The 23527-nt window shown below is 70.2% G+C and carries 19 protein-coding genes; 14 read left to right on the forward strand and 5 right to left on the reverse strand.

What is annotated here, in order from left to right; translation table 11 throughout:
* Positions 1 to 6 precede the first annotated feature (6 nt).
* Positions 7 to 540 carry a Yip1 family protein gene (locus tag QO011_RS32755; RefSeq protein WP_307281990.1) on the reverse strand — a complete coding sequence of 178 codons (534 nt, stop codon included), beginning with the start codon at positions 538 to 540 and terminating at the stop codon, positions 7 to 9.
* A 153-nt stretch (positions 541 to 693) separates the two neighbouring features.
* On the opposite strand from QO011_RS32755, the gene QO011_RS32760 reads away from it, so the two are divergent.
* The gene (locus QO011_RS32760) at positions 694 to 1365 is read left to right on the forward strand and encodes a D-lyxose/D-mannose family sugar isomerase (RefSeq protein WP_307281993.1); all 672 of its coding nucleotides are present in this window, start codon (positions 694 to 696) and stop codon (positions 1363 to 1365) included.
* A 20-nt stretch (positions 1366 to 1385) separates the two neighbouring features.
* Here the strand turns inward: QO011_RS32760 and QO011_RS32765 are convergent, their stop codons facing one another.
* From QO011_RS32765 to QO011_RS32775, 3 genes are read right to left on the reverse strand one after another with little or no spacing between them, the layout of a single operon-like run.
* On the reverse strand, positions 1386 to 3053 hold the full coding sequence (locus tag QO011_RS32765; protein ID WP_307281996.1) for an ABC transporter permease: 1668 nt from the start codon (positions 3051 to 3053) through the stop codon (positions 1386 to 1388).
* The gene (locus QO011_RS32770) at positions 3050 to 4003 is read right to left on the reverse strand and encodes an ABC transporter substrate-binding protein (RefSeq protein ID WP_307282307.1); all 954 of its coding nucleotides are present in this window, start codon (positions 4001 to 4003) and stop codon (positions 3050 to 3052) included. Before QO011_RS32770 ends, QO011_RS32765 begins: the two co-directional genes overlap by 4 nt.
* A 2-nt stretch (positions 4004 to 4005) precedes the next feature.
* Positions 4006 to 5151: an ABC transporter ATP-binding protein gene (locus tag QO011_RS32775; RefSeq protein WP_307281998.1), complete on the reverse strand. Its 1146-nt coding sequence runs from the start codon at positions 5149 to 5151 to the stop codon at positions 4006 to 4008.
* Positions 5152 to 5423: 272 nt separating this feature from the next.
* Between QO011_RS32775 and QO011_RS32780 the strand changes: the two genes are divergently transcribed.
* The 5 genes from QO011_RS32780 to QO011_RS32800 all read left to right on the forward strand — a co-directional run bounded on the left by QO011_RS32780 (position 5424) and on the right by QO011_RS32800 (position 11943).
* Positions 5424 to 6245, forward strand: a complete 822-nt coding sequence (locus QO011_RS32780; RefSeq protein WP_307282000.1) for an APH(3'') family aminoglycoside O-phosphotransferase — start codon at positions 5424 to 5426, stop codon at positions 6243 to 6245.
* 301 nt (positions 6246 to 6546) lie between these two features.
* Entirely contained in the window at positions 6547 to 7161 is a 615-nt protein-coding gene (locus QO011_RS32785; RefSeq protein WP_307282002.1) for a TetR/AcrR family transcriptional regulator, read from the forward strand.
* Entirely contained in the window at positions 7158 to 8480 is a 1323-nt protein-coding gene (locus QO011_RS32790; RefSeq protein ID WP_307282005.1) for an efflux RND transporter periplasmic adaptor subunit, read from the forward strand. Before QO011_RS32785 ends, QO011_RS32790 begins: the two co-directional genes overlap by 4 nt.
* 12 nt (positions 8481 to 8492) lie before the next feature.
* Complete coding sequence (locus tag QO011_RS32795; RefSeq protein ID WP_307282007.1) at positions 8493 to 11639, forward strand: efflux RND transporter permease subunit; 3147 nt, start codon at positions 8493 to 8495, stop codon at positions 11637 to 11639.
* A 7-nt stretch (positions 11640 to 11646) separates the two neighbouring features.
* Positions 11647 to 11943 (forward strand): hypothetical protein, encoded by a 297-nt coding sequence (locus QO011_RS32800; RefSeq protein WP_307282009.1) that lies wholly within the window; start codon positions 11647 to 11649, stop codon positions 11941 to 11943.
* A gap of 39 nt (positions 11944 to 11982) precedes the next feature.
* Here QO011_RS32800 and QO011_RS32805 read toward each other — a convergent pair whose 3' ends face one another.
* Positions 11983 to 13794 carry an ABC-F family ATP-binding cassette domain-containing protein gene (locus tag QO011_RS32805; RefSeq protein ID WP_307282011.1) on the reverse strand — a complete coding sequence of 604 codons (1812 nt, stop codon included), beginning with the start codon at positions 13792 to 13794 and terminating at the stop codon, positions 11983 to 11985.
* 153 nt (positions 13795 to 13947) lie between these two features.
* Here QO011_RS32805 and fliK point away from each other — a divergent pair, with 153 nt between their 5' ends.
* The 8 genes from fliK (at position 13948) to QO011_RS32845 (ending at position 23441) form a co-directional block, all read left to right on the forward strand.
* On the forward strand, positions 13948 to 15279 hold the full coding sequence (gene fliK, locus QO011_RS32810; RefSeq protein ID WP_307282015.1) for a flagellar hook-length control protein FliK: 1332 nt from the start codon (positions 13948 to 13950) through the stop codon (positions 15277 to 15279).
* The gene (locus QO011_RS32815) at positions 15276 to 15584 is read left to right on the forward strand and encodes an EscU/YscU/HrcU family type III secretion system export apparatus switch protein (RefSeq protein ID WP_307282019.1); all 309 of its coding nucleotides are present in this window, start codon (positions 15276 to 15278) and stop codon (positions 15582 to 15584) included. Before fliK ends, QO011_RS32815 begins: the two co-directional genes overlap by 4 nt.
* 66 nt (positions 15585 to 15650) lie before the next feature.
* A complete protein-coding gene (locus QO011_RS32820; protein WP_307282022.1) occupies positions 15651 to 16613 on the forward strand; it encodes a D-2-hydroxyacid dehydrogenase in 963 nt (320 codons plus the stop codon).
* A gap of 121 nt (positions 16614 to 16734) precedes the next feature.
* Positions 16735 to 17496, forward strand: a complete 762-nt coding sequence (locus tag QO011_RS32825) for a L,D-transpeptidase (RefSeq protein ID WP_307282025.1) — start codon at positions 16735 to 16737, stop codon at positions 17494 to 17496.
* A 217-nt stretch (positions 17497 to 17713) separates the two neighbouring features.
* Positions 17714 to 19177, forward strand: coding sequence for a hypothetical protein (locus QO011_RS32830; protein WP_307282029.1), 1464 nt, complete (start codon positions 17714 to 17716; stop codon positions 19175 to 19177).
* A gap of 166 nt (positions 19178 to 19343) precedes the next feature.
* Positions 19344 to 20402: a sugar phosphate isomerase/epimerase family protein gene (locus QO011_RS32835; RefSeq protein WP_307282031.1), complete on the forward strand. Its 1059-nt coding sequence runs from the start codon at positions 19344 to 19346 to the stop codon at positions 20400 to 20402.
* Positions 20403 to 20491: 89 nt separating this feature from the next.
* Positions 20492 to 21667 (forward strand): Gfo/Idh/MocA family protein, encoded by a 1176-nt coding sequence (locus QO011_RS32840; protein ID WP_307282033.1) that lies wholly within the window; start codon positions 20492 to 20494, stop codon positions 21665 to 21667.
* Between the two features lie 442 nt (positions 21668 to 22109).
* Positions 22110 to 23441 carry an ABC transporter substrate-binding protein gene (locus tag QO011_RS32845; protein ID WP_307282036.1) on the forward strand — a complete coding sequence of 444 codons (1332 nt, stop codon included), beginning with the start codon at positions 22110 to 22112 and terminating at the stop codon, positions 23439 to 23441.
* Positions 23442 to 23527 lie beyond the last annotated feature (86 nt).

A 23527-nucleotide genomic window follows, 5' to 3' on the forward strand; every position in this document is an offset into this window, starting at 1 on the left:
GACCGGTCAGGCCAGCGCGATCCGCGCCACGACGGCGCCGATGATCAGGTTGAGGACGAAGGCGACGACGCAGACGGCGATGGTGTAGTTCATCGTCTTGTCCGCCGGCGACTTCATCATGACCGGCAGGCCGACATAGAGGAGATAGAGGCTGTAGAGGCCGAGGATGGTCAGGATCGCCAGGGGCGGGACGATGACGAAGACGCCGGCGAGCCAGGCGGCCGTGGCGCTGTAGGCCGAGAGCTTGAAGGCGTTGAGGAAGTTCGGCGTGCCGCCGAAGGTCGGAGCGAGCTTGTCGACGATCACGGCGAGGACATAGACGCCGACGAGGCCGAGGACATAGCCGAGGATCGCCGTCGCCAGCGCGCCGCCGAAGGAGCCGCGCAGGCCGCCGATCAGCCCGGCCACGGCCGGCACGGCGGCGACATAGACGAGATAGTCCCGGTAGATGGTCTGGACGCTGGTCGGTTCCGCGTCGATGACCGGCCATTCGGCCTTCGGAGTCATCAGGATCGCCTTTGCCCGTCCGACGATGTCCATGGCCTCGCCCCCCATCGGCCCGCCGGGATGGCGCACCGACTCGATCTCGTGTCGAGAGGGGGAAGACTATGCCGAACTGCGCCGGCCGCAAGGGCACGGCCTTGCGGTTCGAACCGGCTTCTGCCCTATGGTCGCCGGACGAGGGAGTTCCGCATGCGCCGTTCCGAGATCGACACCATCATCGATGAGACCATCGCCATCCTGGAGGCGCACGGCACCCGGTTGCCCCCTTTCGCCCATTGGAGCCCGGCCGAGTGGCGGGCGCCGGAGACGCGCACCATGCGCGAGCGTTTCCTCGGCTGGGCCGTGGTCGAGTTCGAGCCCGGCGCCTTCGCCAAGGCCGGCATCGCGCTGTGCACCACGCGCATGGGCTCGCACCACGACCTGGCGCAAGGCCGCGGCCGGCTCTACGGCGAGAAGGTGTTCGTGCTGCGCGACCAGCAATATGTGCCGTTCCATCACCACGCCGTGAAGACCGAGGACGTGATCAATCGCGGCGGCGCGACGCTGGCGATCGAGCTCGTCCGGGTCGACGCTGCGGGGCGGCCGAGCCGGGAGCCGGTCGAGATCGAGCGCGACGGCCTGCCGACGAGCCTGGCGCCGCAGAGCATCGTCCGCCTCGCGCCGGGCGAGAGCATCACCCTGACGCCGGGCATCGCCCACGCCTTCTGGGCCGAGGGCGGCGACGTCGTCTGCGGCGAGGTCTCGCTCGCCAATGACGAGCGCACCGACAACCTGTTCCTGAGCGCGCTGCCGGCGCCCGCGCCGATCGTCGAGGACGCTCCGGCACGGCGGCTGGTCGTGGCGGACTACGCGGCGCTCTGAGACGGGGCGCCGGTCCGGTCTCAGGGTGGCGTCGAGCGGCGGATCAGCGTTGCGAGCGCGAGGGCCATCAGGGTCGAGATGGCGATGGTGACGGTGCTCATCGCCATGCCGACGGTGACGGAGCCCTGGTCGAACTGCTTCCAGATATAGGTGGAAACCGTGGCCATGCCGGCCGGCGCCAGCAGCAGCGAGGCGACGAGCTCGCGCGATGCGACGGAAAAGACGATCAGCATGGCCGAGAGCACGCTGGGCGCCACCAGGGGAACCAGGATGCGCCGGAAGGCGGTGAAGCGGCCGGCGCCGGCGATCCGGGCGGCCATCTCGACGCTGTCGCCGATCTGGCGGAAGGCCGCGCCGGCATAGCGCACGGGGTAGGGCAGGAGGATGCAGCAATAGGCGAGCAGGAGGATGAGCGGCGTGTTGTAGGGCGTGACGGGCAGCCAGGGCTGGTTCCAGGCCAGGATCAGGCCCACCGCGACGACGACGCCCGGCAGGGCGTTGGGCAGCACGGTGAGGGCATCGAGCAGCGAGCGGCCCCGCAGCCTGGTGCGCAGGATCACGTAGGCCGCCAGGGTGCCGAGCAGGCCGGTGATCGCCGCGGTGCCGACGCCGAGCAGCAGGCTGTTGCCCAGGGCGGTGAGGCCGGCCGCTCCCGAGCGGAGCACGGCGCCGAAATTGTCGAGGCCGAGATTGGCCGGCGAGAGGCCGCCGGAGAGGGTGCGGGAGAAGGCCGTCGCCAGGATGGCCGCCAGGGGCGCCACCGTCGCCAGCAGGACGACGAGGGCGAAGGCGGGCAGGACCGCCGGCGCCCAGCGGCCGAGGGAGGCCTGCGCCGACGGAGCGGGACGGCCGGCCACGGTCTCGAAGGAATGGCGGGCCAGCAGCCGGAACTGGACGAGGAAGGCGGCAAGGGACAGGCAGACCAGGATGAGCGACAGGGCGGCCGCCCCGGGCAGGTCGATCGGCCAGTCGGAGACGCGGGTCTCGATCTCGGTGACCAGCACCTCGAAGCCCGACTTGGCGCCCAGCGCCGCCGGCGTGCCGTATTCCTCGATGGTGAGGGCGAAGACCAGGAGCAGGCTGGCGGCGATCCCCGGTGCCGAGAGCGGCAGGACGATGCGCAGGAAGCTCGTCCAGGGCGAGGCGCCGGCCACGCGCGCCGCTTCGATCAGCCGGCCGCCGATGGCGCCGACCGTGCGGGAGACGGCGAAATAGACGACGGGAAGCCCGGTCAGGGTCATCACGAAGACGATGCCCCAGAACGAGAACAGGAAGCCCTGCAGGTGGAAGCCGGCGAGCTGCTGCAGATAGCCCCTGGGCTGCAGGGTCAGGATCCAGCTCAGGGCCGCGATATAGGGCGGGATCATGAAGGGGACGAGCATCAGCACGTCCCACAGGCCCTGGAGCGGCAGGCGGAACAGGCCGCGGACGACGCCGAGGGGCACGGCGACGACGGCCGAGACGCCGACGACCGTCAGTCCCAGCACGATGGTGTTCAGCATCGATCCCGCCAGCGCCGGCGCGCCGAGGATGGCCAGGACCGGGCTGAACGGGGCGGCGAGGGAGCCGGAGGCGATCGCGGGGAAGACCGCCTGCAGCGCGATGAAGGACAGCGGCAGCGCGACGACGGCCAAGAGCGACAGGACCGCCAGGAGGACGAGCCCCCCGCCGCCGCGCTGCCGGGTCATTTGCCGGCGGCCTTGGCGAAGCCGGCGAGAAGCTCCTTGCGGGCGCCGTAGACCTTCTTGGTGTCGATGGGCAGCAGCTTGAGGTCGCCGATCAGGGCGCGGTCGGCCTTGGCGTCCTCGCGGGCCGGCATCAGGTAGACGGCGGCGACGGCCTTCTGGCCTTCGTCGGAGAGGACATAGTCGATGAAGGCCTTGGCGGCATCCTGCTGCTTCGACCAGGTCATGATCATCATCGGCCGCGGGGCGATGACCGTTCCCGAGGCCGGGAAGATGACCTCGATCGACTCGCCCTTGGCCTTGCCGGCCAGCGAGATGTAGTCCACCGCGCCGAACACCGCCGCCTTGGCGCCCTGCAGCACAGGCGTCAGGGCCGCGGCGTTGGCGCCGCCGGTGGCCATGCCGTTCTTCGCCAGGCTCTCGAACAGGCTCCAGTCGCCGGTCCGGCCTTCGAGCGCTGCGACCAGCTCGAACGTGGCGCCGGACTGGGCCGGGTCGGGCATGGTCACGGCATCCTTGTACTCCGGCTTGGCCAGGTCGGCCCAGTCGGTGGGACGCGGCGTGCCGCTCTTGGGGTTCCAGGCGATGCCGAGCGCCGAGACGCCCTGGGCCACCGCGTTGCGGGTCTTGAGGAAGGCGGGCACCTTCTCCGCGTTGGGGCTGGCATAGTCGACGAGCCAGCCGCGCTCGGAGAAATCGCTCGCCGAATCCCAGGAGGCCGAGATGACGACGTCGACGATCGGGTTGGCGGCTTCCGCCTCGATGCGGGCCATCACCTTGCCGGTCGTGCCCTGGAAGACCTCGACGGGCGTCCCGGTCTTGTCGGTGAAGCCCTTGGCCAGGGTCTCGATCAGGTCGGCCGGCCCGGCGGAGTAGACCGTGAGCTTCTCCGCGGCATGGGCCGAGGCCGACAAGACCAGCGCGAGGGCCGCGCCGAACAGTGCTCTTCCTATCATCATGGAACTTCCTCGGTTTGAAGGCTCGTCCCCGGTCCGTCCTCGAAGAACCGGAGCCGGTTGACGTCGACGTCCAGGGGCACCGTCTCGCCCGCACGCCCGCGCTGGCGCGTCACGACGAGGATGTCGGCTCCCGGCGACGGGTCGGCCCCGACACGGACGGTCAGGACGTAGTGATCGCCGCGGAACACGCAGGCGACGATCCGGCCGCGCAGCATGCCCCGCGCGTCCGGGCCCGCGCTCACTGCGTCCCGCCGCATCAGGAGCCGGCCCGGGCCGGGGCGGGCCGCGCCGAGGTCGGCGGCCAGGGTCAGGCCGGCCTCGGGCAGGACATAGCCGTCCGGCCGCCGTTCCGCCCGCACCAGCGTGCCCAGGTGCAGGAATTCGCAGACGGCCGGGCTGGCCGGGTCCGCCACCAGCCGCTCCGGCGCGGCGATCTGCTCGATCCGCCCCTCGCGCATCACGGCGACGCGGTCGGCGAGGGCGAAGGCCTCGCCCTGGTCGTGGGTGACATAGACCGCGCTGAGGCCGAGGTCGCGGATCAGGGCGGCGATCTCGGTGGCCAGGGTGTCGCGCAGGTCGCGGTCGAGATTGGACAGCGGCTCGTCGAACAGCACGAGGCTGGGCTCGGCGACGATGGCCCTGGCGATGGACACGCGCTGCTGCTGGCCGCCGGACATGGAGCCCGGGTTGCGCGGGCCATAGTCGGCGAGGCCGACGCGCTCCAGGGCCCGCTGCGCCCGCCGGCGCCATTCCTCGCGCGCGACGCCGCGCATCTCCAAGGGAAAGCTGACATTGCGGAGCACGGAGAGGTGCGGCCACAGCGCATAGTCCTGGAACACCATGCCGAGGCCGCGCTTCTCCGGAGCGGTGAAACGCCCGCTGGCCGCGTCGGCGACGCAGCGGCCGGCAATGTCGAGACGGCCCTCGCTCGGCGCGATCAGGCCGGCGATCAGCTTGAGCAGCGTGGTCTTGCCGCAGCCGGACGGGCCGAGAAGGGCGACGATCTCCCCCTTCGCCACCCGCAGGTCGACCTTGCGCAGGACATGGCCCGCGCCGTAGCTGTGCGCGACGCCGTCGACGACCAGCGCGGTCGGAAGGCGCGTTGCTGCTGCCGCGTTCAATGAAATAACTGCCCCAGACATTGCCGTTGTCTTGCCCCGCGGCACTGCTATACAGCCGGCGTGACGCTCGTGTGACGATGGAATGGGGCGATGATTTCAAGTATTTCATGCGATTCGCGGGGCTATGCCAAAGAGCATGGCTTCTGTTGCCCGGCTCTATCCGGGATTCGCCTTGGAGATGCCGCATTGCTGTCTTGCGAAAGCTGGTGCATCGGGTGCCGATCCACTCCGCGCTCCACCGGGATCCGTCATCGCGCAGGGCGCTGGCCCGGCCCGACTTCCGAAGGTCGCGCATGAACCGATCGTCCTCGTCCTGGGCGGCCTGCCTCGCCCGTCTCCCCGGCGGACGACAATGGCTGCCCGTCGGTTCCGGCGAATCCGGCGACCATGTGTTCCGTCGCAGCGACGGCGAAGCCTATGCCAAGGTCGCTGACGGGGAGCGGGCGCCGCTCCTCGAGGCGGAGCGCAGGCGGACGCAATGGCTGTCCGCGTTCGACCTCGGGGCTCCTCCCGTGCTCGATTGGATCGAGGCGGACGGTGCGGCGTGCCTCGTCACCGGCGCCGTGCGCGGCGTGCCGGCGAGCGATCTCGACGCGCCGGCGCTCGTCCGGGCCTGGCCTTCGATCGCCGAGCGCATCAAGGCCCTCCACGCGCTGCCTGTCCGGGATTGCCCTTTCGCGCGCGGCCTGTCGGCGATGGTCGGGCGGGCCGAGGACGTCGTCGCGCGCGGCGCCGTCAACCCCGACTTCCTCGACCCCGAGGATCGGGACACGCCGCCACCGGTCCTGCTCGCCCGCCTGCAGGCGGAACTGCCGATGCGACTCGATCAGGAGGCCGGCGACCTCGTCGTCTGCCACGGCGATGCCTGCCTGCCCAACATCATGGTCGACCCCGAGACATTGCGCTGCACCGGCCTGGTCGATCTCGGCCGGCTCGGCACGGCCGACCGCCATGTCGACCTCGCGCTGCTGATCGCCAACGCCCGCGAGACCTGGACGGGGGGCGATCAGGCGCAGGCCGCCCGTGACCGCCTGTTCGCCATCCATGCGATCGAGGTTCCGGACCAGGCCCGGCTCGACTTCTACCTCCGCCTGGATCCGCTGACCTGGGGTTGAGGCAGGGGGGCGGGAGGCCATCTTTGTGGCGTTCCGCCGGGAGGCGGGGCGTCTACGGGCGTTGTGTCATTGTTCTGTTTCTTATATGTTCACTTTCTGTGGTCTATAAAGCCCTGCCGCAATGGCGTTTCAGCCTTTGCCTTATGGATGCGATCACGAAAAACGATGGTTGCCGGAATTGCGCGCGGGGGCAGGGCATGATAGTGAGAATGAACGTTCATTTTCACTCGTGGGTGCCGCCATCTTGTCCACCGCCGGGCCCGCGCCCATACCCGACCGCCGTCCCGCCGAGCGGCAGGCCTTGATCCTGGACGCGTTCGAGCGTTGCATCGTGCGCTCGGGCTTCCATCGCACCACCATGCAGGACGTGGCGCGGGAAGCGGGGATGAGCGCGGGCAATCTCTACCGCTATTTCGTCTCCAAGGAGCAGCTGGTCTCCGGCCTGTGCGAGCGCGACCGCGAGCGCTTCGGCGCCGACTTCCAGCACGCCCGCGAGCATTCCGACGTGATCGGCCTCCTCACCGAGCTCGGCCGCAAGCATTTCGTCGAGGAGCCGCGCTCGCGCTGCATCCAGTTCATGGAGATCTGGGCCGAGGCGACGCGCAACCCGGCCGTCGGGGCGGTGTGCATGGCCACGGACCGCGAGGTCACCGAGCAGATCGTCGGCCTGTTCGACCTCGCCAGGAGCCGCGGGCAGATCGCGCCGAATGTCGACAGCGCGGCGGCCTTCGCCGTGCTCTCGGCCATCGGCGACGGCATGCACATGCACCGCGCCTTGGATCCCGACTTCGACCCGGCCGAGGCTTTCCGGCTGATGCTGGTGGTGATGAAGGCGATCTTCTCCGGCCAGCTCGACCTCAATCGTCCGCAGGAGGCCGAGGCCGCCTCTCCAGCCCGATCGGAGCGATCGTCATGACCGCGCAGACCATTCACGGCCCGATCGAGGGCGCGCCGGTCGCGGCGCCCGCCGACCTCTGCCCGGATGCCGCGCCCGCGGCCGAGATCGTCCTGCCGAGGCGGCGCGGGCGCTCCTTCTGGTTCCGCGCCTCCGGCGTCGTGACCGGCCTCGTCGCCGTGGCGGGCGCCGGCATCCTCCTGCTGGCCCGGCCCGCACCCGTCGAGCATCCGGCCGTCGCCGCGACCAGCGCGGCCGAGGCCGTCGCCCGGCCGCCGTCGATCACCGTGGTGCACGCCGCGCGCGGGCCGATCACCGAGACCGCCGTGGTCACCGGCAACCTGGTGCCGCGCGAGGAGGTGCTGGTCTCCCCGCAGATCGACGGCTACGCCGTCGAGGACATCCTGGTGGAGGAGGGCGACACCGTCGCCAAGGGCCAGGTGCTGGCGCGGCTGTCGCGCGCGATGATCGACACGTCGCTCGCCCAGAACGCTGCCCAGATCGCCCGGGCCGACGCGGCCATCGCCCAGGCCGAGGCTTCGATCGCCGAGGCGCAGGCCTCCAAGGACCAGACCTCCAGCGCCTTCGCCCGCTCGCAGACCCTGCGCAAGGACGGCATCGCCACGGCCGACACGCTGGAGCAGCGCGAGATGGCCGACAGGACGGCCGCCGCGCGGCTCGACTCGGCCCAGCACGCGCTCACCGTGGCGCAGGCGGACAAGAACCTCGCCGTGGCCCAGCGCAGCGAGATGATGGTGCGGCTCGCGCGCACCGAGATCAAGGCGCCGGCCGCCGGCACCGTCAGCCGGCGCACGGCCCGGATCGGCGCCATCGCCGCCATCGCCGGCGACCCGCTGTTCCGCATCATCGAGAACGGCGAGATCGAGCTCGAGGCCGACGTGCCCGAGGCGACGCTGGCGGCGCTGCGGCCGGGGATGGCCGCCAAGGTGCTGACCGCGGCGCGGACCGAGCCTTTCTCCGGGCATGTCCGCCTGGTTTCGCCGGAGGTGACCCAGAGCACGCGGCTCGGGCGGGTGCGCATCAGCCTCGATCCGGCCCCGGGCCTGACCATCGGGGCCTTCGGCCGCGCCGCGGTCGAGATCGCCAGCCGCGACGGCGTGCTGCTGCCGCAATCGGCCGTGCTCTTCTCCGAGCAGGGGCCGACCGTGCAGGTGGTCAGGGACGGCGTGGTGACGACGACGCCGATCGTCATCGGCCTGCGCACCGAGAGCCATGTCGAGATCGAGAAGGGCGTTGCCGTCGGCGATGCCGTCGTCGCCACCGCGGGCACCTTCGTGCGCGACGGCGACCGCGTCACGCCGGTCGAACCGAAGGGCTGAGGGGGCGCGCCGATGGCCTTGAACGTCTCCGCATGGTCGATCCGCCAGCCGGTGCTCTCCATCGTGCTGTTCGTGGTGCTGCTGGCGCTGGGCTGGGTGTCGTTCAGCACCCTGCCGATCACCAAGTTTCCCAACATCGACATCCCGATCATCGCGATCACGATCACCGAGTCCGGCGCGGCTCCGGCCGAGCTGGAGACGCAGGTCACCCGCAAGATCGAGGATGCGGTCTCCAGCGTCGCCGGCATCAAGCACGTGCGCTCGACGGTGACGGACGGCTCGTCGGTCACGCTGATCGAGTTCCGCCTGGAGGTGAACACCGACCGGGCGCTCAACGACGTCAAGGACGCGGTGACCAAGGTGCGCACCGACCTGCCGCGGGCCATCGACGAGCCGCTGGTCAGCCGGGTCGACGTCGAGGACCAGTCGATCCTGACCTATTCCGTCGCCTCGCCCGGCATGACGCTGGAGCAGCTCTCCTGGCATGTCGACGACGTGGTCAAGCGCGAGCTGCAGGGGCTCAAGGGCGTGGGCAAGGTCGACCGCATCGGCGGCGTCTCGCGCGAGATCCGCGTGTCGCTCGATCCCGACCGGCTGATGGCGCTCGGCGTCACCGCGGCCAGCGTCAACCGCCAGCTCCAGGCGACCACCGTCGACCTCGCCGGCGGCAAGGGCGACGTCGGTGACCAGGAACAGTCGATCCGCACCCTGGCCGGCGTGCGCACGCTCGAGGGCCTCAGGGCCACGAAGATCGTGCTGGCCGGCGGGCGGGAAGTGCGACTCAGCGAGATCGCCGACGTGCGCGACGCCTATGAGGAGCCCAAGTCCTTCGCGCGGCTCGACGGCAGGACGCCGATCGTCGCCTTCTCGATCTATCGGGCCAAGGGCGCGAGCGACACCGAGGTCGCCGCCCATGTGGCCCGGGCCATCGAAGGACTGGCCAAGGCCCATCCCGACATCGCCTACCAGCTGGTCGACGACGGGGTGAAGGACACCTACGGCAATTTCCAGGCGGCGATGTCGACCCTGATCGAAGGGGCGTTGCTGGCCGTCATCGTCGTGCTGATCTTCCTGCGCGACTGGCGCGCCACGCTGATCGCCGCCGTGGCCCTGCCGCTCTCGGCCATCCCGACCTTCTGGGCGATGAGCATGATGGGCTTCTCGCTCAACCTGATCAGCCTTTTGGCGATCACGCTGGCGACCGGCATCCTCGTCGACGACGCCATCGTCGAGATCGAGAACATCATCCGCCACATGAAGATGGGCAAGTCGCCCTATCGCGCCTCGCTCGAGGCCGCCGACGAGATCGGCCTCGCCGTGATCGCGATCACCACGACCATCATCGCCATCTTCGTGCCGGTCAGCCTGATGGGCGGCATCGCCGGCCAGTATTTCAAGCAGTTCGGCCTGGTGGTCGCCGTGGCGGTGTTCTTCTCGCTCCTGGTGGCGCGCCTGATCACACCGATGATGACGGCCTATCTGCTGCGGCCGCATCCGCACAGGGAGCCGGTCGACGGCTTCGTCATGCGCAGCTATGTGCGGTTCCTGGAGTGGACGCTGGCGCGCTGGTACTCACCCTACCTGACCGTGGCGGTCGGCATGGTGCTGTTCGTCGCGTCGCTGGCGGCGATGGGCCTGCTGCCGCAGGGCTTCATGCCCAAGACCGACGAGGGACGCATCGTCATCGCCGTCGAGGTGCCGCCCGGCGGCCGGCTCGAGGACACGCGGCGCAAGACCGACGAGGTCGTCGCCGCCATCCGGCAGATGCCGGAGGTGGAGCGCGTCCTGGTGATCGGCGGGGCCTCGCCCACCGGCTCGCTGGAAGTGCGCAAGGCCGCGGTCTATGTCGAGCTCGTGCACAAGAGCGAGCGCGAGCGTCGTCAGTGGACGCTGCAGGAGGATATCACGCAGCGGATCGCCGGAATCCCCGACGTGCGCGCCTGGTACGTCAACGACCGCGGCGAGCGCGGCGTCAACGTGGCGCTGCTGGGCACGGATCCGGCCGAGCTCAACCAGACCGTGGCCGGGCTCGAGGCGGCGATGCGCAAGATCCCGGGCTTCTCCAGCGTCGCCGCCAGCGCCGGCCAGGACCGGCCGGAAGTGCAGATCGTGCCGCGCACCGACGATGCCGCGCGCTACGGCATCACCACCGAGCAGATCTCGGAGGCGGTGCGCGTCGCCACCATCGGCGACATCTCCGGCAATCTCGCCAAGTTCAATGCCGGCGACCGGCTGGTGCCGATCCGGGTGCAGCTGACGGAGGCCTCGCGCGCCAATCTCGGCCTGATCCAGGCGCTCAGCCTGGTCACCGCCGCGGGTGGCACGGTGCCGCTCTCGGCGGTGGCGGACGTGAAGTTCGGCCAGGGACCGTCCTCGATCGACCGCTACGACCGCGTGCGGCTGATCAGCGTCGGCGCGGACCTGCCGGGCAGCATGACCCTCGGCGAGGCGATGGCGAAGGTCGAGGCGCTGCCGGTGATGCAGAACCTGCCGAAATCCGTGCGGACCGCGCCGACCGGCGACGCCGAGATCATGGGAGAAGTCTACACCGGCTTCGCCATGGCGATGGGCGCCGGATTGATGCTGGTCTTCGGCGTGCTCATCCTGCTGCTCGGCAGCGTCTTCCACCCCGTCACCATCCTGTTCTCCCTGCCGCTCTCGCTCGGCGGCGTGGTGGGCGCCCTTCTCATCACCGACAACTCGGTGTCGCTGCCTGTCGTGATCGGCATCCTGATGCTGATGGGCATCGTCACCAAGAACGCCATCATGCTGGTCGACTTCGCGGTGGAGCGGGTCAAGCACGGCATGTCGCGGCACGATGCCATCATCGACGCCGGCCGCAAGCGCGCCCGGCCGATCGTGATGACCACCATCGCCATGGTGGCCGGCATGGTGCCGACCGCCCTCGGCCACGGCGACGGCGGCGAATTCCGCGCGCCCATGGCCATCGCCGTGATCGGCGGCCTGACCGCGTCGACGGTGCTGTCCCTGATCTTCGTGCCGTCGTTCTACTCGGTCATGGACGACGTCACCCGCCTGTTCGTCTGGATCTTCGGCCGCTTCATCGGGCCGAAGGACGAGGACGAGACCGCGCCCGCGCCGCCTGCCCGGCTGCCGGGCGGGCCCCCCGCCCATTCTCTGCCCATCGCCGCCGAATGAGGACGCCATGACCTACATGCCCGTTTTCGACCGTCCGCCGACGCCGCGCGAGCTGGCCTATCTCGAAGCGCTCGCGTCCGGCGACATGCGCCCGGCGATCAGCGGCCAGGCGGGGCACATGTGCCGCAAGTTCGGCTGGTGCGAGGTGATCTACCGCAGCCCCGCCGGCGAGGAGCTGCCGCGCTCGGCCCTGCCGCTCGGCATGGATTCGATCGCCATCGTGCGGGCGGGCTATCGCGCCATCGGCTACGTCATCACGCAGAAGGGGAAGAGCGCCCTGGAGCGTGCCGTCAGCGCCGAATGAAGGCATCCGGCCGGGGACGCCCGCGTCCCGGCCCGCCCTTCAGCCCTCCAGCTCCTCGCGCAGCATCTCCAGCGCCAGCCATTCCTCCTCGGCCGCCGCCTTCTTCGCCTCGACGTCGGCAAGCCGGCGGCCGGCCTCGGAGAAAGCCTTGGGATCGCGCGAGAACAGGCCGGGATCGGCCAGGAGGGCCTGGATCTTCGCGGCTTGCGCCGCCAGTCCGTCGATCGTGCCGGGCAGCGTCTCCAGGGCGTGCTTTTCCTTGAAGGAGAGCTTGCGCGCCGTCTTCCTGGCGGGAGCGGCAGCCGGTGCCTCGGGCGCGGCCTTCCCGGCCGGGCGCTCGACCGAGCGGCGCTCCACCCCGGCGCCGCGCTGGACGATCATGTCGGAATAGCCGCCGGCATAGTCCAGCCATTGGCCGCCGCCTTCGGACATCAGCGTCGAGGTGACGACGCGGTCGAGGAAGTCGCGGTCGTGGCTGATGACGATGACGGTGCCGTTATAGTCGGCGATCATCTCCTGCAGGAGGTCGAGCGTCTCCAGGTCGAGATCGTTGGTCGGCTCGTCCAGGACCAGGAGGTTCGAGGGCCGCGCCAGGGCCCGCGCCAGCATCAGCCGGCCGCGCTCGCCGCCCGACAGCGCCGCGACCGGCGTGCGGGCCTGCTCGGGCAGGAACAGGAAGTCGCGCATGTAGCCGATGACGTGCTTGCGCTCCCCGGCGACGTCGACATAGTCCGAGCCGCCACCGGTCATGGTGTTGGCGAGCGTCTCCGCGGGGTCGAGGCTTTCGCGGCGCTGGTCCAGCGTCACCATCGCCAGGCTGGCGCCGAGCTTCACCGTGCCGCTGTCCGGCGGGATGGTGCCGGTCAGGAGGTTCAGGAGCGTGGTCTTGCCGGCGCCGTTCGGCCCGACGATGCCGATGCGGTCGCCGCGGGCGATGCGGATCGAAAAATCCTTCACGACCGGCTCGTCGGGGCGCCAGGCCTTGCCGACGCCGATCGCCTCGATGACGAGCTTGCCGCTCTCCTCGCCCTCGGTCGCCGCCATCCTGACCGAGCCGACGGCGCGGCGGGCCTCGCGCCGTTCGCTGCGCAGCGCCGCGAGGTTGGCCATGCGCCGGACATTGCGCTTGCGGCGGGCGGTGACGCCGTAGCGGACCCAGTGCTCCTCGGCGACGATCTTGCGGTCGAGCTTCTGTCGGTCGCGCTCCTCCTCCTCCAGCACGGCGTCGCGCCATTCCTCGAAAAAGGCGAAGCCGCGGTCCATCCGCCGGGTCCGGCCGCGGTCGAGCCAGACGGTGGCGCGCGACAGGGTTTCGAGGAAGCGGCGGTCATGGCTGATCAGCACCATGGCCGAGCGCATGGCGCCGATCTCGCGCTCCAGCCATTCGATGGCGGGCAGGTCGAGATGGTTGGTCGGCTCGTCCAGCAGCAGGATGTCGGGCTCGGGCGCCAGCGCGCGGGCCAGCGCGGTGCGGCGGGCCTCGCCGCCGGAGAGGGTCTTCGGGTCCTCCTCGCCGGTCAGGCCGAGCTCGCCGAGGAGATAGGCGGCGCGGTAGGGATCATCGCCCGGGCCCAGCCCCGCCTCGACATAGGCGAGCGTGGTGGCAAAGCCCGTCAGATCCGGCTCCTGCGGCAGGTAGCGCACGGTGGCGCCGGGATGGACGAAGCGCTCGCCGGCATCGGCCTCGACCAGGCCGGCGGCGATCTTGAGCAGCGTCGACTTGCCCGAGCCGTTGCGCCCGACCAGGCAGAGCCGTTCGCCGGGCGCGATGGAAAGATCCGCGCCCTCGAGCAGGGGCGTGCCGCCGAAGGTCAGCCGGATGTCGCGCAGGAAGAGGAGAGGGGGAGCCATGCCCGGCCTTTTGGGCCGGGGCCCGTCCGGGGTCAAGGCTGCAGGCGGCGGGACGCGCCATTTGCCGGATCTTAACCCTGCGAGGCGCTTCATCACCTTCGGGCAGGTCCGGCCGATGGGCGAGGGCGGGGACGCGCCGACAGGGGTTGGAGCGTGGCGATCGACACCGTTTCGGGGGCAAGGCCGCAGGCACCGCTCCTGCCGCAGGGCAGCACCGGCCTTCCCGCCGCGCTCGCGGCGCTCGCGCCCGGCGACAAGGTCGATGCGACGGTGCTCGCCCGGCTGGAGACCGGGGAGATCCGGCTCGCCCTGCTCGGGACCCTGCTCGATATCCTGCCCTCGGAGCCGCTGACGCCGGGCGAAGCGGTGAAGCTCACCGTGGTGGAGACCGCGCAGCAGCTCGCCGTCTCGGTCCAGCGCCAGACGCCGGACGCGGCGCCGGCCGGCGCCGACCTGGGGGCGGAGGCGCCGGCGGCCGTCGCGACGCTGCGACCGGCGCCATCGACCTCGCCGGCTTCGGCACCCGCCGGAGACGGGCCGAGCCCCGAGGCCCGCGCGGCTCTCGGCGCGGTGCTGCCCAGGGCGGCGGCCAACCAGCAGGGGCGGGCGCCGCTGATCGCCAATGCCGTGGCGATCCTGGCCGGCCCGGCCGGCGACCAGCTGCCGGCCGCGGTCCGGAACACGCTGGCGGCCCTCCTCGCCACCGCGCTCGACCCGACATCTCTCGACGGCCCGGCGCTGCAGGGCGCCGTCGCCCGGTCCGGCTCGTTTCAGGAGGCGGCCATCCTGCGCCTGGCGCAGGCCCCGGCCGGCGCCGATGCCGCCGCGGCCCTGCAGGGCGATGCCAAGAGCCTGATGCTGGCGCTGCGGCCGATGCTGCAGGCCCTGGCGGACGGGCGGAGCGTGCCGCCGGCCGATCCGCCGCCGCTGCCGCGGCGCGGCGCCGTGCCGCAGGCCCAGCCCGCCGTGGCCGCGACGCTCGGGCCGGATGCGTCGACGGCCCAGGCCGCCCGGACCCTGCTCGCCGGCGTCGAGGGGGCGCTCGACCGGACGCGGCTGCTGCAGGCGGCCTCGTTGCCGGAGGCGCGGCCGGGTGCCGACGATCCGTCGGCCGGGGAGAGGCTGGTCGAGATCCCCCTCGCCCTGCCGGGCGGGCAGACCTCGGTGATGGCCCTCGCCGTCGGCGGCGACGGACGGGCCGCCGGCACGGCCGGCGCTGCGCCGGCCTGGCGCATGCGCCTGTCGCTCGACCTCGGCGATACCGGCCCGATGCATGCGCTGGTGTCGGTGCGTGGCGAGACGGCCGGCGTGACGCTGTGGGCCGAGCAGCCGGGGACGGTCGAGCTCTTCCGCCGGACGATCGGCGATCTGCGCGAGGCGCTGGAGGCGGCCGATCTCGACGTCGGGTCGCTCGACATTCGCGCCGGCGCGCCGCCTGCGCCGCCGCCGGCCGCGACCGGCACCTTCCTGGACCGACGCTCGTGACGGCCGCCCGGCGCACCGCCGTCGCGCTGGAATACCGGCATGCCGGCGTGCCGCGCCTCACCGCCAAGGGGCAGGGCGCGGTGGCGGCTGCGATCGTCGAGACCGCGCGGGCGGCGGGCGTCGCCGTCGAGGAGAACCCGGCGCTGGCCGAGGCGCTCGCCCGGGTCGAGCTCGACGAGCAGATTCCCGAGGCGCTCTACCGCGCCGTGGCCGAGGTGCTGGTCTTCGTGCTGCGGGCGACCGGGCATCTGCCCGGCGGGGCGCAACGGCCGGCGTGCGGAGAGGCCTCTCTGAGAAAGAGTTAAGTGTGGCGGAACGGGGGATCGTCTGCCTACCATGGCGGCCTTCCCGAACGTCCTCCAAGGCCCGCCATGACCAAGCCCCGCATCGTCTTCCTCGACCGCGACACGCTCTCGCCCGAGACGCGGCTGCGCGCGCCGGCCTTCGAGCACGACTGGGTGGTGCATGATCGCACCGCGCCGGCCGAGGTCGCCCAGCGGATCGCCGAGGCCGACATCGTCATCACCAACAAGGCGCCGGTGCGGGCCGAGGCGATCGCCGGCGCGCCGCGCCTGAAGCTGATCGCGGTGGCGGCGACCGGCACGGACGTGGTCGACGTCGCCGCGGCCAAGGCCCGCGGCATCGTCGTCTCGAATATCCGCAACTATGCCGTCAATACCGTGCCGGAGCACACCTTCGCCCTGATCCTGGCCCTGCGGCGCAGCATCCTGGCCTATCACGCCTCGGTGGCGCGCGGACGCTGGCGCGAGGCGGCGCAGTTTTGCTATTTCGACTATCCGATCCGCGACCTCGCCGGCTCGACGCTCGGCATCATCGGCGACGGCGTGCTCGGCAAGGCGGTGGCGGACATCGCCCGCGGCTTCGGCATGACGGTGCTGTTCTCCGACTACAAGGGCACGACGGGCATGGGCCCGCTCTACACGCCCTTCGAGACGGTGCTGCGCACCAGCGACATCATCACCCTGCATTCGCCGCTGCTGCCCTCGACCCGCAACCTGATCGCCGCGCCGGAATTCGCGCTGATGCAGAAGCGGCCGCTGATCATCAACACGGCGCGCGGCGGGCTGGTGGACGAGGCGGCGCTGGTCGCCGCGCTGGAGGGCGGCCAGATCGGCGGGGCGGCTTTCGACGTGGTCACGCAGGAGCCGCCGCCGGCCGACCACCCCTTCATGCGGCTGATGGAACGGCCCGACTTCATCCTGACCCCGCACATCGCCTGGGCCAGCAGCGAGGCGATCCAGGGCCTGGCCGATCAACTGATCGAGAACGTCGAGGCGGCCTGGGCCGGAGCGCCCCGGAATGTGGTGGGCTGACAGGCGCTTAGCGGCGGTTTCCGCAGCAAAGAAAAGCGGAACGTTGCGGAGCGGCAACAGCGGCGCATCGCGCTGTTGCCGTAGTATGGCGTCAGTCCACGCCAAGGAGTTGGTTTCCTCGATGTCCGCCCCGTCCCGCCGCACTTTCCTGATCGGGGCCGCCGGCCTCGCCATGGGCCTCGCCGGCTGCGCCACGACGCAGAAGACTTCCTGGGTCGAGCCGCTGGCGCCCGGGCTCGAGCCCGCCTCGGCCGCACCGGTATCGCCGGTGACGGGCGAGCCGCTGGTCGAGCCGGGCCAGCAGTTCGACTATGCGGCGATCTATGCGCGGCAGGATGCCGGCCTCTTCCCGGTGCCGGCGGTCGACCTGAAGAAGGTCAACCATGCCTTCCTGCGTGCCGAGGTCAACTACGACACCGACCAGGAGCCGGGCACGATCGTCATCGATCCGCATGCCCACTATCTCTACCATGTCGAGGGCGGCGGACGGGCGATGCGCTATGGCGTCGGCGTCGGGCGCGAAGGCTTCGGCTGGTCCGGCGAGGCGGTGATCAAGACCAAGCAGGAATGGCCGGACTGGTATCCGCCCAAGGAGATGATCGCCCGCCAGCCCGAGCTCGCCGTCAAGATGTCGAAGCTGCAGAGCGGCATCGGCATGCATGGCGGCCCGGGCAACCCGCTCGGTGCGCGCGCCATGTATCTGTGGCAGGGCAACAAGGACACGCTGTTCCGCATCCACGGCACGGTCGAGCCCTGGACGATCGGCAAGAGCGTCTCGTCGGGCTGCATCCGCATGATCAACCAGGACGTGATGGACCTCTATCTGCGCACGCCCGAGGGCACGAAGGTCGTGGTGCTGGGCTCGGAGCAGCCGGTCGGCTGACGGCGGCCGCACCGCGACGAGGCTGCAACTTAAAGGAGTTTGTCCACCTCTGATCAATCTATCCGCTGTAGATCTGCAGCGGGGCGGGGCAGGGGTGATGACGGCGGCGGCTTCTTCGTTCTTCGCGGACATGACGCTCAGGACGGGCTATTCGCCCTTCCTGAGATCATTGGCGCCCTCGGCGCTGCTGGCGGGCCTGCTCGCCAAGTTCAGCGCGGTGATCGCGCCGGACTGGAACATCCAGGCGTCGTCATGGCTGGCGACGCTGCTCTACCTTTATTTCGCCCTTGGCCGCGCCGCTTTCGTGCGGACCCATTGCGCCGCCAATGGCAGCCTCGCGGACAGGGCCACGCTGCTGCGGGCAGAACTCGCCTTCGGGCGGGCGACACGCCCTCATCGGCGGGGCTGGAGCCTCTTCGCCGGCAGCGTCCTCGCCGTCGGTGCCGCCATCGACGCGCTCTTCACCCTCGGCGAAGCCGGCGGTTCCTCGTCGATCATGATGCTGGTGCTGACGCCGGCGCTGATCGGCTGGCTCGCGGGCGGTCCCGGCTTTCTCCTGACCTGCGGCCTGTGGGTGCGCGAGGGCGAGGCCTCGCCGCCGCGAAGCTTCGCCCTGCTGCGGCGCTTTCGCGGGCGTCTGCACCTGCCGTGGCTGGCGATCGTCCTGCTCATCGCGGTGGTGGGCCTCGCCGCCACGCGATTCCTCCATGAACCGGGCCAGGCCTGGCTGATGGCGATGCTGCCGCGCGGCGATGTGGTCTATCTCTGCGGCGCGCTGTTCCTCGCCTGCCTCATCGCCTTCCAGCTCTGGCTGCAGGCGGCCTATGCGGCCTGGATGTCGGCGGAAGCCCTGAAGGCGGAGCAGGAGGCGGGCGCCGCCGCCCTGCCATCCCGTGCTCCACGGCGGGCGACTGCGGCCACAGGCGCAGCTGTCCGCCCGATCAGGCCGATGGAGCGCCTGTCGTGCATCCTGGCGGGTGCCACGGTCACCCTGATTGGCGCGCTCCTGCTGGGCCAGGCCGTCATTGATCGGCTGACGGCCGTCGATCTCATCGCGACGGTCCGGACGGTCGAGCCTTGGTGTCAGGTCGAATGGCGGGAGGGCCGGAACGACGACCGCCGCCTGAAGCTGTCATGCGCCGATGCCGCCACCTTCGTGGCCGAGCATTCGGACTATCGCGACATCAGGATGTCCACGGGCGCCTACGTCACCGTGTCCTACGACAGTCCAGACGGGCGGCAGCTTTCCTTCCAGGGTTTTCTTCCTGACCCTCTGGCGGCATCGGCGGTGAAATCGGGCAGCGTTTCGATCGAATACCACGCCGGATCGAAATCTCCCGCCCGCTTCAAGCGGCCGAACGGGCCGTGGTTTGCGGCGCTGCTTCTCGTCATCGGCCTCGGCGTCCTGCTCGTCTTCCTGCCGGCGCTGCGTCAGCGGCTCGCGGGAGCGGCCCACGTCGAAGACGAGACGGGACACCTCGACCGCCGGCAACCTGCCGCACGCGTCTCCACGGCCGGCGGATGGCGCGTCGTGAGGCTGCTCTTCGGCATCGCCGCGGTCGCCGGCATCGCCTGTGTCGCGTTCCCGACCAGTCCCTTCCTCGCGGTGGCCCTGGTCCTATCAGTCGGCGGCGCAATCCTGCGCCGTCTGCTTGCGTTGTTGCGAAACACATCGTCCTAGGCCCCGAATCGGTCGCTTCCGCCTTGGCGCCAGGTCCGGTCCGCGGGTTGCGTGTCTCTCCGGCATTTGCCATGGTCCTACCAGTTGCCGGAGGCGCCCGCCTCCGCACCGTGCTGCCGCCGAGCGAGGGGAGCGGCGGCTGAGAAAATCCTGGGAGAGGCGATTCATGGCGGCCAACATCAAGGGACCGGCGATCTTCCTTGCGCAATTCGCGGGGGATGCGGCGCCCTTCAATTCGTGGGATTCGATCTGCCAATGGGCTGGATCGCTCGGCTACAAGGGCGTGCAGATCCCGACCTGGGACGGCCGCCTGTTCGACCTGGAGAAGGCCGCCGGCTCCAAGACCTATTGCGACGAGGTCAAGGGCATCGCCGGCCGGCACGGCCTGGCCATCACGGAGCTGTCGACCCACCTCCAGGGCCAGCTCGTCGCCACCCATCCCGCCTATGACGAGGCCTTCGACGGCTTCGCCCCGGCCGCGGTGCACGGCAAGCCGAGGGAGCGCCAGAAATGGGCGGTGCAGCAGATGCTCAACGCCGCGCAGGCCTCCAGGCATCTCGGGCTCGGCGCCAGCGTCACCTTCTCCGGCGCGCTCGCCTGGCCGTTCCTCTATCCCTTCCCGCAGCGGCCCGCCGGCCTGATCGAGGAAGCCTTCGCCGAGCTCGCCAAGCGCTGGAAGCCGATCCTCGATGCCTATGACGAGGTCGGGGTCGACGTCTGCTACGAGCTCCATCCCAGCGAGGACCTGTTCGACGGCGCCACCTTCGAGCTGTTCCTGGACCGGCTGAAGCAGCACCGGCGCTGCAACATCAACTACGATCCCTCGCACTTCCTGCTGCAGCAGCTCGACTATCTCCAGTTCATCGACATCTATCACGAGCGGATCAAGGCCTTCCACGTCAAGGATGCCGAGTTCAATCCGACGGGGCGCCAGGGCGTCTATTCCGGCTATGCGCCGTGGATCGAGCGGGCCGGCCGGTTCCGCTCGCTCGGCGACGGGCAGGTCGACTTCAGCGGCATCTTCTCCAAGCTGGCGCAGTACAATTATTCCTCCTGGGCCGTGCTGGAATGGGAGTGCTGCCTCAAGCACCCCGAGGACGGCGCGCGCGAAGGCGCCCCCTTCATCGAGAGCCACCTGATCCGGGTCACCGAGAAGGCCTTCGACGACTTCGTCGGCGCCGGCGTCGACCGCAAGCAGATCCGCCGGATGCTGGGGCTGCGCTGAGGCAGACGGTGGCCCAGAGCGGCGCAGAACCCTTCTCCGTCCGGGGGAGGGGTTCAAGCGTTTACTCATTTTGGCAAGGAAATCACGCGATGGCCATCGAGGGACGGTCGGACGACAAGGCGGGGGGCCGCATCCGGCTCGGGATGGTGGGCGGGGGCGAGGGCGCCTTCATCGGGGCGGTGCACCGCATCGCCGCGCGGCTCGACGACAATTATGTGCTGGTGGCGGGCGCGCTGTCCTCGACGCCGGAGAAGGCATTGCGCTCGGGCGCGGCGCTGGGGCTCGATCCGGCGCGCACCTATCCCGACTTCGCGACCATGGCCACCCAGGAGCGGCGGCGTCGCCGCGACGGCATCGAGGCGGTGGCGATCGTCACGCCCAACCACATGCACGCCCCGGCCGCCGAAGCCTTCATCCGGGCCGGCATCCACATCATCTGCGACAAGCCCCTGACCACGACGCTCAAGGATGCGCGGCGGCTGAAGCTGCTGGCCGAGCGCCGGGGCATCGTCTTCGCCGTCACCCACAATTACACCGGCTATCCCCTGATGCGTGCGGCGCGCGAGATGGTGCAGGCCGGCGAGCTCGGCGAGATCCGGGTGGTGCAGGTGGAGTACCCGCAGGACTGGCTGACCACCAGGATCGAGGACACGGCGCAGAAGCAGGCGGAATGGCGCACCGATCCCGCCCGGTCCGGCGCCGGCGGCTGCATCGGCGACATCGGCACCCACGCCTTCAACCTGGCGCAGTTCGTCACCGGCCTGACGGTCGCGGAATTGTCGGCCGAGCTCACCACCTTCGTGCCCGGCCGCCGGCTCGACGACAATGTGCAGATCAACTTCCGCTACGCGAACGGGGCGCGCGGCTCGCTCTGGGCGAGCCAGGTGGCGCCCGGCAACGAGAACGGCCTGATGCTGCGCATTTACGGCACCAAGGCCGGCATCCAGTGGCGCCAGGACAATCCGAACCTGCTCTATTTTTCCCCGCTGGGCGAGCCGACACGGATCATCACCCGCGGCTCGGCTGCCGCCGGCGCCGCGGCGGCGCGGGTGACGCGGGTGCCGCCCGGCCATCCCGAAGGCTATCTGGAAGGCTTCGCCAGCATCTATACCGAGATCGCCGCGGCCATCCGGGCGGCGCGCGAGGGCAGGGCGCCGGACCCGGCCGTGACCTTTCCGGGCCTCGACGACGGCATCGCCGGCATGGCCTTCATCGAGGCGGCGGTCCGCTCCTCCGCGCGCAACGGCGCCTGGGTCAGGCTCTGAGCCGAGGGGCCGCGAGCCCGGCGAAGACCAGCCGCGCTCCCGCCGATCGGGGCGCGGCATCCCGCAGCGCGGTGAGATCGCGCCTGCCGGCCTCCTTGATCGCAGCCGCCGCATCGCGCGCTTCCTCTACGCGATTTGCCGCTTGCAATGTTTAGTGTTTCGTGTTGCACTAAACAAATCGAGGGATCTGCAAGGGGCGCGCAACAGCCCGGGCGATCCATCGGGGGAAATGCTGGTTTCGTGACAGTCCATCGTTGATCCGCGGCTCCGCCCGCCACGCCCGGCCTCGTGCCGGCGCGTCGTTCGGCGCTGCCTCGACCCTGCCCGACGTCTTCGGGCGGGACCGGAGAATCGTGCCGACTGTCGCGCCAAGCCATGCCGTGCCGATCCCGGCCTTGCCCGGGCGGTTGATCTGGTTGGTTCCACTGGGAGGAAAGCTGCGATGCGATATACGGTGAAAGCGCTGTTTGCCGCCGCCGGCGCCCTGGCGCTGGGGCTCGGCCTCGGGGCGCCGGCCCGGGCCGAGGGCAAGACGATCACGCTGTGCTGGGCCGCCTGGGACCCGGCCAACGCCTTGGTCGAGCTCTCCAAGGACTTCACGGCCAAGACCAACATCGCCATGAAGTTCGAGTTCGTGCCATGGACGAACTATGCCGATCGTTTCCTCAACGAGCTGAATTCCCACGGCTCGCTCTGCGACGTGATCATCGGCGATTCCCAGTGGATCGGCGGCTCGGCGGAGAACGGGCACTACGTCAAGCTGAACGACTTCTTCGACAAGAACGGCATCAAGATGGACGACTTCATGCCGGCCACGGTGCTGGGCTATTCGGAATGGCCCAAGAACACGCCCAACTACTGGGCGCTGCCGGCCATGGGCGACGCGGAGGGCTGGACCTACCGCAAGGACTGGTTCGCGCGTCCCGAGCTCCAGGCCGAGTTCAAGAAGACCTATGGCCGCGACCTCGCCGTGCCCAAGACGCTCGACGAGCTCACCGACATCGCCAAGTTCTTCCAGGGCCGCGAGATCGACGGCAAGAAGGTCTATGGCGCGGCGATCTTCACCGAGCGCGGCTCGGAAGGCATCACCATGGGCGTGTCGAACTTCCTCTATCCCTACGGCTTCCAATACCAGGACCCGAACAAGCCTTACGCCATGGACGGCTTCGTCAACTCGCCGGACTCGGTGAAGGGGCTCGAAGCCTACAAGGCGCTCTATGATTGCTGCACGCCGCCCGGGCATTCCAACGCCTACATGCAGGAGGACCTGGACGCGTTCAAGTCGGGCCAGGTCGCGCTGCAGATGAACTGGTTCGCCTTCTTCCCCGGCCTCTACAAGGATCCGAATGTCGGCGGCGACAAGATCGGCTTCTTCGTCAATCCCGGACAGAAGACCAAGGGCTCCCAGCTCGGCGGGCAGGGGATCTCGGTCGTCTCCTATTCGAAGAACCAGGCGGAGGCGCTCGAATATATCAAGTGGTTCGCGACCGCCGACGTGCAGAAGAAATGGTGGGCGCTCGGCGGCTATTCCTGCGCCAAGTCGGTGCTGAACGACCCGGACTTCCCGAAGACGGCGCCGTTCGCCTCCGACTTCCTGGAGGCGATGGGGCAGGTGGTGGATTTCTGGGCCGAGCCGTCCTACGCCCAGCTTCTCCTCGCCGAGCAGAAGCGCGTCCACGACTATGTCGTCGCCGGCAAGGGCACGGCCAAGGACGCCCTCGACGGCCTGGTGAAGGATTGGCAGGACGTGTTCAAGGAAGACGGCAAGATCTGAGACCGGACGCATCCCAACCCCTCTCCCCGGCGGGGGGAGGGGCATCCTCGAGCCGGCAGTGGCCGATCACCCTCCAGGGCCCCTTC

The sequence above is a fragment of the Labrys wisconsinensis genome, assembly GCF_030814995.1.
Taxonomy (GTDB): domain Bacteria; phylum Pseudomonadota; class Alphaproteobacteria; order Rhizobiales; family Labraceae; genus Labrys; species Labrys wisconsinensis.